This window comes from Bacillus sp. FSL R10-2780 (assembly GCF_038006125.1).
GTDB lineage: Bacteria > Bacillota > Bacilli > Bacillales > Bacillaceae_G > Bacillus_A > Bacillus_A cereus_U.
In genome coordinates this window covers 2,487,895-2,500,075 of the sequence record NZ_JBBOUQ010000001.1, presented here as the reverse complement: position 1 = coordinate 2,500,075, position 12,181 = coordinate 2,487,895, and the positions used below count along the sequence as shown (strand labels likewise).

The window sequence follows — 12,181 nt, the reverse complement described above, 5'->3', positions numbered from 1 at the left end:
TTCCCCCTTTTCACAGTATTGAATAAAGCAAATAGCGTGCCAAAAAATATCTTTAGAGAAAAAGATAGTGGGAATTACATATGTTTTAGAGAAGATAAGAAATTTAGCCCATTATTTGTGGGCGGTGGGCTGCTCGTGAAATACAGATTACTTTAATTAACAGTGGGAGAATGAAAAAAAACATCAACTCAAGATTCACTTTCTTTACACACTGTAAAAAAATTTATACAAATGCGAAATAGAACTGTCAAATTTTTTGACAATATTGAAGTGAGGAAAGGAAAGGATAAGTGATGTTTAGAGTATATATTTGGAAAAACATTATGCTTACGTTTTATTTTAATGTAAATTTTAATATATAAATTAACGATTATTATTGATATAATAGGGAATTGTTGGATTTCTCTCGAAGATAGGGATACGTAACAAATATGAAGGGATAAGGATTGTGAGTATATGAAAAAATTAAGTAAAGTAATGTCATTTTGCTTGGTAGCTAGTATGGTTGTTCTAGCAGGTTGTGAAAAAAGTGAAAACAAAGTTCAAGTAAATAAAACAATTGAACAGCTTGATGAAGCACCAGAAGTGACAGAAAAAGAAGCGAAAAAGATTGTAAGAAAGAGCGTAGATGGAATAGCAAACTCTTTTAGTGAAATGGAAAAAGAGAATGGATGGAGTCGAAATAATCCTGGAGATTTGGGTACAGCTAAAAAAGGCGTTAAGGGTATAGTTTCAGATAAGTTTCTGGAGAAACAGCTTCCAGGTTTGCTTGATACATTTAATAGGTCAAGGGAAACTGATATGTTGCCATTTCCAATTCATATTGAGCCCGACGTGAGGATAACTTATTCACAGAAAAATGATGTTTTAAAGATTGAGACACTTACCCTTGCAAATGACATGGGGAATGAAGCGGAGACATGGGAATTTATTTTAGTTTATAAAGATGGAAAATGGTTAATGGATAGATGGTCATCAAATACGCTAGCAAATTTAAAGTTAACGAAAGAAGAAGCTAACGAGCTTCTTAGAGTTCAAGGTTTCAAGAATGTCTCTTTTGTTAGAGAAGAGAATAGTGGAAATAAGAAATATATTTTTAAAGAAAGTAACGGAGTAGTTGCTGTGGACGCCCAAACATCTGTTATTACTCACAATGTAGATGACAAAGAACAAGAAAAGGTAACGAAAGAAGATTTTATTCAAGAGCAAGAAACAGCTAAGGGAAATGATTCCAGTACGTATACTAGTTCGAAAGAAGAGAAGCAGCCTAAAAAAGAATCTTCTTCAGTATTAGGTAAAACTAAGGTTCTAAATGAGTTAGCCACGCTAGAAAATCAAGAAAAACATACAAATGTTATGACAACAAACGATATAGTTAATGAAATAGAAGGAAATTATCAATTGTGGGATAGTAAATTAAATGAAATTTACAGCGCATTAAAAAATACGATGTCACCTGATGCATTTCAGTCGTTAAAAACGAAACAAATTGCGTGGGTTAAAGAAAAAGAAAGTAAAGTTACAGCAATTGGTACTGATCCAAACAATGGAACGATGAGACGTATAGAAGCTTCAGAAGAGAAATATAAGATGACAAAAGAAAGATGTTATGAATTAGTTAATGGATATATGAACTAAGCTGGAAAAATAAAAAATGCGTTGCTAGCAAGCAACGCATTTTTTATTTACGCTTTTAATTTCATTACGATGTCAGCATCTGGTGTTACATATACTGTTTGTTGGTTATCATACGTAACGAATCCAAGTTTTGCACCACTCGGTTTTTTAACGTGACGTATTTTAGTGAAATCAACAGGTACAGAGCTAGACTCTTTTGCTTTACTGTAATAAGCGGCGATTTTTGCAGCTTCCAGTAAAGTTTCTTCAGCAGGTTCTAAAGAACGAATGACAACATGAGAGCCAGGTATGTCTTTCGTATGTAACCAAATTTCATCACGACGGGCAAATTTCGTTGTTAAATAATCATTTTGCTTATTGTTTTTACCAACGAAAATCTCTGTACCGTCACTAGCTAAATATTTATCCAATACTGGTTTTGTAGGTTTTTTCTTTGCGTTTTTCTTCTTACGATTGCGCACATATCCTTCTTCAGCTAGCTCCTCACGAATTTCTTCAATATCTTTTGAAGAAGCAGCTTCCATTTGTTGAAGTAAGCTATCGAAATAAAGAATTTCTTCATTGGTTTTTTCGATTTGTTCTTCTACAATAACAACTGAATTTTTTGCTTTTTGGTACTTTTGGAAATAGCGTTGTGCATTGTCAGATGGTGTTTTTAAAGGATCTAATGTGATTTTTACAGTTCCGCCATTTTCATCGTAATAATTAATGACCTCAATATCTTTATCACCTTTTTTCAAAGTGTACATATTGGCTGTAAGCAGCTCTCCAAATAGTTGATATTTATCTGCTTTTCCAGCATCTTGTAATGTTTTTTCAAGTTTAATAAGTTTTTTCTCATTTTTGTTTTTTTCGTTTTGCATAAAGCGTTCTAAATCGTGAGCTTGTTGTTTTACACGATCGCGCTCTGCTTTACCAAAGAAGAAACGATCTAATAATACACTAACAGATGAAAATGTTTTTTCATTTCCTTGTAAGTGAGAAAGAGGGAATAGGTAAAAGAACTCTTTTCCATTTGCTGTTATCATTGCTGGCACGTACTGATGTGTTAGCAATGGTTTTTGCAAGCTGAAGAAAGCTTCAGATAATGCTTTTTCATTTGCCATACCTGCTTTTTTTACAACTTCTTTTGCAAATAATGGGGAAATTCCCATGAATGCTCCGACAAGTTGTTTGTCCATGTTGCCAGATAAAAAGTCGAGCGGTTTAATGAAATCATCTTCTGTTTCGATAAGAAGCGGATTAACTTTATGTTGTGCTGGTGGGGCAACATATTCAGCTCCAGCATATACAGTACGATGTCGGTTTACCGCTAAAGAAACGTGTTTTAAGCTATCTAAAATAACATTTGTTTTCGTATCTACTAAGATAATATTACTGTGTCGTCCCATTATTTCGATTACTAATGTTTTTACTGATTCGTCACCGATTTCATTACGACTGCGGACTGTAATTTGAATAATACGTTCTAAGTCAATTTGTTCAATTTTTTCAATAAATCCACCTTCTAAATGCTTGCGAAGAAGCATACAAAACATCGGCGGTAGCGCTGGTGAATCGTAGTTTTGATTTGTTAAGTGCATACGCGCATATGTAGGGTGAGATGAAAGAATCAGCTTTTGATTTTTTCCGTTTGCTCGAATATGTAATAAAACTTCATATTTTGAGGGTTGATATATTTTTGAAATTCTTCCTGTTTGAAGAGAATTTGCAATTTCATGTGTAATTGCTCTTGTAAATAATCCATCGAATGCCATGAATGAACACTCCTTTCTAACTAAAAGTTAATTATAGCATTTTTTTGGACGAGGCTGAATAAGCTTTCATTAGAGTATGTCTGGAATCAGGAGGTCGATGGCAGGATGAATTGGTATGAAATGCGAGCACATGAAGTGGAGGAAAGAACGAATACGAATGTGGAGGTAGGTCTTACAGAGCAAGAAGCAGAGGGCCGATTAAAGAAATTTGGTACAAATGAATTGCAAGAAGCAAAGCGGCCTTCTGCGCTTATGGTGTTTTTAGCGCAATTTAAAGATTTTATGGTACTTGTTTTATTTGGTGCTACAATTATTTCAGCTTTTTTAGGAGAGTATATTGATTCGATTGCAATTGTTGCAATTGTTATTATCAATGGTGTCCTCGGTTTTTTTCAAGAGAGGAAAGCTGAAAAATCGTTGGAAGCTTTAAAAGAATTGGCAGCTCCTCAAGTTACTGTACTAAGAAATGGGAAGTGGATAAAAGCGCCGTCAAAAGCACTTGTACTAGGTGATATTATTAAGTTTTCTAGTGGTGACCGTATTGGCGCGGATGTTCGCCTTGTGGAATCTTCAAGTTTATATATTGAAGAATCGGCTCTTACAGGAGAGTCATTGCCTGTACAAAAGAAGGTAGAGGCGTTACAAGGCCAAGATGTTTCAATTGGTGATCAAAAAAACATGGCATTTATGGGGACGATGATAACGAGAGGTGCTGGAACAGGAGTAGTCGTAGCGACTGGAATGAATACAGCTATGGGGCAAATTGCAAATATGTTGCAAAATGCTGTACAAATGGAAACGCCATTACAAAGAAGATTAGAACAGCTTGGGAAAATTTTGATTATTGTTGCTCTTATTTTGACAGCTCTTGTTGTATTAGCTGGTGTATATCAAGGGAATGAAGTGTATCACATGTTTTTGGCTGGGGTTTCACTTGCTGTTGCAGCTATTCCAGAAGGATTACCAGCTATCGTTACGGTTGCGCTATCACTTGGTGTACAGCGTATGATTAAAAAGAGGGCAATTGTGCGAAAGTTACCAGCTGTAGAAACGTTAGGCTGTGCTTCTGTTATTTGCTCAGATAAAACAGGCACAATGACACAAAATAAAATGATGGTAACACATATGTGGTCAGGCGGAGAATTGTGGAAAGTAACAGGTCAAGGCTATGAGCCAACGGGTTCGTTTATGAAAGGTGAAGAAGTAATTGACCCTACTAAGACGAAATCATTGTATCAACTACTTACATTTGGCTGTTTATGTAATAATGCGAATGTTATTCAAAAGAAAAAGACGTATGTGTTAGATGGAGATCCAACAGAGGGAGCTCTCGTTGCGGCTGCAATGAAGGCGGGAATATCACGTGAAGCTCTTAAAGGAAAGTTTGAAGTCATTCGTGAATTTCCTTTTGATTCAACTAGAAAAATGATGAGCGTTATCGTTCGTGATCGTGAAGGTAAAAAATTTGTTATTACAAAAGGAGCGCCAGATGTTCTTTTGCAAATGAGTCAAACAATTTTGTGGGGAAATAAGCAGCAGCCTTTAAGTGAAATGTATCGAAAAGAAGTGCAGGCAGCGATTCATAGTTTAGGAAGTCAGGCTTTACGAACGATTGCGGTGGCATTTAAACCGTTAAAAGCTACAGATTCAATTGAACACGAAAGAGAAGTCGAACAGGATTTTATGCTTGTTGGAATACAAGGAATGATAGATCCGCCAAGACCAGAAGTGGCGCAAGCGGTGAAAGAGTGTAAGGAAGCTGGTATTAGAACGGTAATGATTACGGGAGATCATAAAGTGACAGCAATGGCAATTGCGGAACAGTTAGGGGTTTTACCAGCGGGTGGACGCGTTGTTGAAGGTGTAGAACTTGCGAATATGGATGTAGAGGCATTAGAAGATATTGTAGAAGATACGTATGTATTCGCTCGTGTGTCTCCTGAGCATAAATTGAAAATCGTTAAGGCGCTGCAAAATAAGGGGCATATAGTAGCTATGACAGGTGATGGAGTGAACGATGCTCCAGCTATTAAAACAGCTGATATAGGGATTGCGATGGGAATTACAGGGACAGATGTTGCAAAAGAAGCTTCTTCACTTGTGTTGTTAGATGATAACTTTGCTACGATTAAATCGGCGATTAAAGAAGGTAGAAACATATATGAAAATATTCGGAAGTTTATTCGGTATTTGTTAGCATCTAACGTTGGTGAAATTTTAGTTATGTTATTTGCGATGTTACTGGCACTGCCATTGCCGATGGTTCCAATTCAAATTTTATGGGTGAACTTAGTTACTGACGGTTTACCAGCGATGGCATTAGGTTTGGATAAGGCTGAAGGAGATGTGATGAAGAGAACACCACGCCATCCGAAAGAAGGGGTGTTCGCTAGAGGGCTTGCGTGGAAAATTATAAGTCGTGGTTTTCTAATCGGAGCAGTGACATTAGTAGCGTTTATTATTGCATTTAACCAGCATCCGAATGAATTGAAGTATGCACAAACGGTAGCCTTCGCAACATTAGTACTGGCTCAGCTTATTCATGTATTTGATTGTCGTAGTGAACATTCTATATTTCACCGCAACCCGTTTGGAAATATATATTTAGTAGGGGCGGTTATTATTTCTTTACTGTTAATGCTTGTAGTTATATATTATCCACCATTACAGCCGATTTTTAGCACAATGCCGATACAAGCACGAGATTGGTTGTTAATTGGGGGATTATCATCTATTCCTACCTTCTTATTAGTAGGATCCTTATTAACAAGAAAAAAGGAAAAAAAGAAAAAGCCACTGTTATATAAGAAGGGATTAAACTTGAAATAGTCAATGATATGAAAATATGATATAATTTACAGAAGGTAGTAGAGTTGCATCTCTATTACCTTTTTCATTGAGTTATTTCATGGCTTGGATGTGATAAAGATGATTTGTAGTATGACAGGATTTGGAAGATCGAAGGTAGAAAACGATACTTTTCAAATAACAGTAGAAATGAAGTCGGTGAACCATCGTTTTTTAGAAATGAGTATTCGGCTTCCGAAGCAAATGATGGTGTTTGAAGACAAGATTCGTAAAATAATTGCAAAGCAAGTTCGCCGTGGACGTATTGAAGTGTCTATTAGTATAACAGGTGAAGGGCTTGTTGAAAGAAAATTAACTGTGAATTGGGAACTTCTTGAACAGTACCAATCCATTATGGAAAATATAAAAGGGAAATTTCAATTACAAGATTCTATTACACTCGGGCAACTAATGAGAATGCCAGAAGTAACGGCAGTTGAAGAAATAGAAAATGTAAATGAACAATTTGAAACCGGTTTATATGAGGCTGTTCGCCAAGCTGCTCATATGTTGAAAACGATGAGAGATGGCGAAGGAGAACGATTACATAAAGATATAGCATATCGTTTGCAAGAGATTCATAATTGTGTAAATGCAATTATTCCACATGCACCAATTGTCACACAAAAATATCGTGAACGATTAGAAAATCGCTTAAAAGAATTACATAATCAAGATTTAGATGAACAACGATTGTTGACAGAAATAGCAATATTTGCAGAGCGTTCAGATATTCACGAAGAATTAGTTCGATTACAGAGTCATTTAGATCAATTTCGTGAAGCACTGCAAATTACAGAGCCTGTTGGAAGGAAAATGGACTTCATTGTGCAAGAGATGCATAGGGAAGTAAATACGATAGGTTCTAAGGCAAATGACTTAACAATTTCAAAATATGTCGTAGAAATGAAAAATAACCTTGAAAAAATTCGTGAACAAGTACAAAATATTGAGTAGCTTTCAAAAAATATATAAAGTTATACGTGGTGGAGAAATCGGATAGACTTACTAGGAGGCGCAAACTATGGCCATGCGGTTTTTAAATATTGGATACGGAAATATTGTATCTGCTCATCGAATTATTGCTATTGTAAGTCCGGAGTCAGCTCCTATTAAACGAACAGTACAGGAAGCGCGTGAACATAATGCTTTGCTTGATGCTACGTATGGGAGAAAAACAAGGGCGGTTATTGTTATGGATGATGGGCATGTAGTATTAAGTCCAATTCAGCCAGAGACGATTGCACATCGTTTGAATAATAAAGAAGATTTAAGTGAGGAAGGGTAGGTTTTACATATTTATGAGAAGTAGAAGAGGATTGCTCATCGTTCTTTCGGGACCTTCTGGTGTCGGGAAAGGAACGGTTCGAAAAGAGCTGTTTAGCCATGAAGACACACGTTTTCAGTACTCTATTTCAGTAACGACACGTAAACCGCGTGAAGGTGAAGTAGATGGTGTGGATTATTTCTTTAAAGAGAGAGAAGAATTTGAAGAAATGATTCGTAATGAAAAGTTACTTGAATGGGCTGAGTTCGTTGGTAATTATTACGGAACACCGATTGATTATGTTGAAAAAACGTTACAAGAAGGAAAAGATGTGTTCTTAGAAATTGAAGTACAAGGAGCAATTCAAGTTAAGAAAGCCTTCCCTGAAAGTGTATTTATTTTCTTAGCACCTCCAAGTTTATCTGAACTAAAGAACCGAATTGTCGGCCGTGGTACAGAAACTGAAGATGTTATTGAAAATCGTTTAACTGTAGCGAAAGAAGAAATCGAAATGATGGACGCTTATGACTATGTTGTAGAAAATGATCAAGTTGAATTAGCTTGCGACCGAATTAAAGCAATTGTGGTTGGTGAACATTGCCGCCGCGAAAGAGTGGCAAAATACTATAAAGAAATGACGGAGGGTCTATAATTATGTTAAATCCATCAATTGACTCATTATTAACAAAAATCGATTCTAAATATACACTTGTAACAGTAGCTGCAAAGCGTGCACGTGAAATGCAAATTGCTGACAATTGTGTTATTGAAAAGCCTGTTTCTCATAAATGTGTAGGTAAATCATTAGAAGAAATCGATGCAGAAGTATTAAAATATGTACCATGCGATGACAAAATAATCGATTAAGACATTCTTTTCGACAAATTAAAACATAGACTTTATAATTTTCTATGTAACGGTAACAACCTATTTACAAGTAGGTTGTTATTTTTTTACGATAGGGATGAAAAGGAATCGAAAAAGACGGAACGAAATACTGGTACTGACGAGCTGAAAATTCTATTTCAGTAGAATAAGTTTGAAAAAGAAAGAGGACGAGTCATATGCTAAAAGGGAAAAAGATACTTCTATGTGTAACAGGAGGCATTGCAGTTTTTAAAGCGGCTGCGTTAACAAGTAAATTAACACAAGCTGGCGCTCTTGTAAAAGTAATGATGAGTGAGTCGGCAATGAAGTTTGTTACGCCTCTTACATTTCAAGCACTTTCTCGCCATGATGTATATACGGATACGTTTGATGAGAGAGACTCGGCTGTTATCGCTCATATTGATTTAGCGGATTGGGCAGATGTTGTACTTGTTGCACCGGCTACAGCTAATTGCATTGGAAAGTTAGCTGGCGGTATTGCTGATGATATGATTACAACTACTTTGTTAGCTACTACAGCTCCAGTGTGGATTGCACCGGCTATGAATGTGCATATGTATGAAAATAAAATTGTTCAAAAAAACATGATGACGTTAAAAACATTAGGATATACATTTATTGAGCCTGGGGAAGGTTTTTTAGCATGTGGTTATGTAGCAAAAGGAAGACTGGAAGAACCTGAAGCGATTATTGGACGGCTAGAAGAGGCTTTCTCAGAACAAAAACCATTGCAAGGAAAGCGAATATTAATAACAGCTGGACCGACACGTGAAAAGATTGATCCGGTTCGTTTTATGACGAATTTTTCTTCTGGAAAGATGGGGTATGCGATCGCAGAAGTTGCAGCAGGCTTAGGTGCTGATGTCATACTTGTGTCAGGACCGACAGCATTAGAGTCACCGTTACATGTAACAAGAATACAAGTAGAATCTGCACAAGATATGTTAGAGGCAGTCCTTCAACGTTATCAGAATGTGGATGTTGTCATCAAAACAGCAGCAGTTGCAGATTACCGCCCAAAATATGTGCATGATAATAAAATGAAAAAGAAAAATGGCGATGCTGTAATTGAATTAGAAAGAACAGTGGATATTTTAAAAACGTTAGGTGAGAAAAAGGACCAACAGTTACTTATTGGTTTTGCAGCTGAAACGACAAACATAGAGGAATACGCAACGAGAAAATTACGTGAGAAAAATGCAAATATGATTGTTGCGAATGACGTGAAGGCGCAAGGAGCTGGGTTTGGTACAGATACAAATATTGTGACAATGTATAGAAAAGATGGAGAAATTATTGAGCTGCCACTTTTAACGAAGAAAGAAGTGGCTCGTGAAATATTAAAGCAAATAGAAATGATGTTAGAAGATGATCATGTATGAAGTTTGCAAGTGTAATTGTTGATGTACCTGCACGTCAAACAGATCGACCGTTTGATTATATTATCCCTGAAAAATGGGAAGATATCGTGCAAACAGGAATGCGTGTAGTAGTCCCATTCGGTCCGAGGAAATTGCAAGGTTTTATTATTGGCATAAAGGATTCGGTTGATCTAGAAAGTAAAAAGTTAAAAGCGTTGTATGAAATATTAGATGTCACTCCGGTTTTAAATGATGAATTATTAAAGCTTGGGTATTGGCTTACAAATGAAACGTTATGTTATATGATATCAGCCTTTCAGGTGATGCTTCCGACGGCGATAAAAGCAACATATAAAAAGCGTCTGCAACTTCGTAACCAAGAAGAAGTAGCGCCAGAAATTCTTTCTTTATTTCAAGGGAAGGAAACGATAGATTGGGAAGCTATCGAAGCGCAGCCGCACCTATATCGCACTATTCAACAAGAAATTAAAAATGGTACGACTGAAGTGGTTTATCAAGTAAAGGATAAAGTGCAGAAGAAGAAACAAAGAGTAGTTCAACCGGAGTTGCCGGCAGATAAATTGGAATTAGCAGCATTTGAACTGAAAAGTAAAAAACAACAAGATGTACTCTATTATTTTGTAGAAAACTACAGAAGTGTACCGTTGAAAAATTTAACAGAAGAATTACAAATAACAGATGCTCCAATAAAATCACTTGTTAAAAAGGGTCTAATCTCAGAAAAGTATGTAGAAGTATACCGGAATCCGTATGACGATGATGATTTTGAACAAACGAAACCATTTCCGCTTACTGAGGAACAAAAACAAGTAATTACACCGGTTTTGTCATCAATTACAAATGAAACTTACAATCCATTTTTACTATATGGTGTTACAGGAAGTGGTAAGACTGAAGTGTATTTACAATCTATAGCAGCGGTGCTCGAGAAAGGAAAAGAAGCAATTGTGCTTGTTCCTGAAATTGCGCTAACGCCCCAGATGGTAGATCGCTTTAAAGGTAGGTTCGGTTCGCAAGTTGCAGTTCTTCACAGTGCGCTTTCTGTTGGAGAAAAATATGATGAATGGCGCAAAATTTTAAGAAAAGAAGTGAAAGTGGTAGTTGGTGCGCGTTCAGCTATTTTTGCTCCCTTTGAAAATTTAGGAATCATTATTATTGATGAGGAACATGAATCGAGTTATAAGCAAGAAGATAACCCGAAGTATCATGCGAGAGATGTAGCAGTGTGGAGAGGACAATACCATAAGTGTCCAATCGTTCTCGGAAGTGCAACGCCGACACTTGAATCGTTTGCTAGAGCGAAAAAAGGTGTCTATGGGTTGCTTACAATGGAAAAACGTATGAACAAACAAGCTTTGCCGACTGTAGAAATTGTTGATATGCGTGAAGAGCTTCGTGATGGAAATCGCTCAATGTTTTCAAAGGCACTGCATGAAAAAATAGCAGATCGATTAGAAAAGAAAGAACAAATGGTTCTCTTTTTAAATAGAAGGGGTCATTCTACGTTTGTGATGTGCCGTGATTGTGGGTATGTCGTACAATGTCCGCATTGTGATATTTCGTTGACATATCACAAAATGAACCATCGTTTAAAATGTCATTATTGTAGTCATGAGGAAAATATGCCAACGGAGTGTCCTGCTTGTAATAGTACGTATATTCGTTTCTTTGGTACAGGGACGCAAAAGGTTGAAGAAGAAATCACAAAACTATTCCCTGAGGCGCGGGTCATTCGAATGGATGTGGATACAACAAGCCGTAAAGGAATGCATGAAAAATTATTAAAGGCGTTTGGTGAAGAGAAAGCAGATATATTACTTGGAACACAAATGATTGCAAAAGGGCTTGATTTTCCGAAGGTGACGCTTGTTGGCGTTTTAACGGCGGATACGATGCTTCATCTACCTGATTTTCGGGCGAGTGAAAAGACGTATCAGCTATTGACACAAGTGAGTGGACGTGCAGGAAGACATGAATTGCCAGGGGAAGTTGTAATTCAAACGTATACGCCGGAACATTACAGTGTAGAATTAGCAAAGAATCAACAATATGATGTATTTTATGAGTACGAAATGCAAATGAGGCAAATGAGACAATATCCGCCATATTACTACGTTGTACTTGTAACTGTATCTCATCCGGAATTATTAAAGGCAGTCCAAGTGACGGAAAAAATTGTCGGTCATTTACGAACGCATTGTTCAAGGCAAACAATGGTGTTAGGGCCGGTTGCTTCAGCAATTCCAAGGATAAAAGATAGATATCGTTACCAATGCATGATAAAATACAAACGGGAACCAAACTTAAAGAACGTGCTCAAAATGGTAAATGAACATTATCAAGCAGAAATGCAAAAAGAGCTACAAATCTCAATTGATTTTAATCCAACAATGTTAATGTAG

General features: G+C 36.6%; 9 protein-coding genes. 8 read left to right on the top strand and 1 reads right to left on the bottom strand.

Annotated features, from left to right (window positions below; all coding sequences use genetic code 11):
• The first annotated feature begins 456 nt into the window (after positions 1–456).
• Positions 457–1,638, top strand: a complete 1,182-nt coding sequence (locus NSQ47_RS12895; protein WP_341037101.1) for a lysozyme inhibitor LprI family protein — start codon at positions 457–459, stop codon at positions 1,636–1,638.
• 47 nt (positions 1,639–1,685) lie between these two features.
• Here NSQ47_RS12895 and NSQ47_RS12890 read toward each other — a convergent pair whose 3' ends face one another.
• Entirely contained in the window at positions 1,686–3,395 is a 1,710-nt protein-coding gene (locus NSQ47_RS12890) for an Rqc2 family fibronectin-binding protein (RefSeq protein ID WP_341037100.1), read from the bottom strand.
• A 105-nt stretch (positions 3,396–3,500) separates the two neighbouring features.
• Here NSQ47_RS12890 and NSQ47_RS12885 point away from each other — a divergent pair, with 105 nt between their 5' ends.
• The 7 genes from NSQ47_RS12885 to priA all read left to right on the top strand — a co-directional run bounded on the left by NSQ47_RS12885 (position 3,501) and on the right by priA (position 12,181).
• Entirely contained in the window at positions 3,501–6,224 is a 2,724-nt protein-coding gene (locus tag NSQ47_RS12885) for a calcium-translocating P-type ATPase, SERCA-type (protein ID WP_078172929.1), read from the top strand.
• A 99-nt stretch (positions 6,225–6,323) separates the two neighbouring features.
• Positions 6,324–7,199 (top strand): YicC/YloC family endoribonuclease, encoded by an 876-nt coding sequence (locus NSQ47_RS12880; protein ID WP_002160720.1) that lies wholly within the window; start codon positions 6,324–6,326, stop codon positions 7,197–7,199.
• 67 nt (positions 7,200–7,266) lie between these two features.
• A complete protein-coding gene (gene remA / locus NSQ47_RS12875) occupies positions 7,267–7,530 on the top strand; it encodes an extracellular matrix/biofilm regulator RemA (protein WP_001251456.1) in 264 nt (87 codons plus the stop codon).
• A 13-nt stretch (positions 7,531–7,543) separates the two neighbouring features.
• Positions 7,544–8,161 (top strand): guanylate kinase, encoded by a 618-nt coding sequence (gene gmk / locus NSQ47_RS12870; RefSeq protein ID WP_341037099.1) that lies wholly within the window; start codon positions 7,544–7,546, stop codon positions 8,159–8,161.
• A gap of 2 nt (positions 8,162–8,163) precedes the next feature.
• Complete coding sequence (gene rpoZ / locus NSQ47_RS12865) at positions 8,164–8,376, top strand: DNA-directed RNA polymerase subunit omega (protein ID WP_002111403.1); 213 nt, start codon at positions 8,164–8,166, stop codon at positions 8,374–8,376.
• Positions 8,377–8,573: 197 nt separating this feature from the next.
• Positions 8,574–9,779 carry a bifunctional phosphopantothenoylcysteine decarboxylase/phosphopantothenate--cysteine ligase CoaBC gene (gene coaBC / locus NSQ47_RS12860; protein WP_341037098.1) on the top strand — a complete coding sequence of 402 codons (1,206 nt, stop codon included), beginning with the start codon at positions 8,574–8,576 and terminating at the stop codon, positions 9,777–9,779.
• A complete protein-coding gene (gene priA, locus NSQ47_RS12855; protein WP_341037096.1) occupies positions 9,776–12,181 on the top strand; it encodes a primosomal protein N' in 2,406 nt (801 codons plus the stop codon). Before coaBC ends, priA begins: the two co-directional genes overlap by 4 nt.

Bases quoted from the DNA above. Each gene is read 5' to 3' on its own strand.
- NSQ47_RS12895 (WP_341037101.1), top strand. From the start codon at position 457: ATGAAAAAATTAAGTAAAGTAATGTCATTTTGCTTGGTAGCTAGTATG.
- NSQ47_RS12890 (WP_341037100.1), bottom strand. From the start codon at position 3,395: ATGGCATTCGATGGATTATTTACAAGAGCAATTACACATGAAATTGCA.
- NSQ47_RS12885 (WP_078172929.1), top strand. From the start codon at position 3,501: ATGAATTGGTATGAAATGCGAGCACATGAAGTGGAGGAAAGAACGAAT.
- NSQ47_RS12880 (WP_002160720.1), top strand. From the start codon at position 6,324: ATGATTTGTAGTATGACAGGATTTGGAAGATCGAAGGTAGAAAACGAT.
- remA (WP_001251456.1), top strand. From the start codon at position 7,267: ATGGCCATGCGGTTTTTAAATATTGGATACGGAAATATTGTATCTGCT.
- gmk (WP_341037099.1), top strand. From the start codon at position 7,544: ATGAGAAGTAGAAGAGGATTGCTCATCGTTCTTTCGGGACCTTCTGGT.
- rpoZ (WP_002111403.1), top strand. From the start codon at position 8,164: ATGTTAAATCCATCAATTGACTCATTATTAACAAAAATCGATTCTAAA.
- coaBC (WP_341037098.1), top strand. From the start codon at position 8,574: ATGCTAAAAGGGAAAAAGATACTTCTATGTGTAACAGGAGGCATTGCA.
- priA (WP_341037096.1), top strand. From the start codon at position 9,776: ATGAAGTTTGCAAGTGTAATTGTTGATGTACCTGCACGTCAAACAGAT.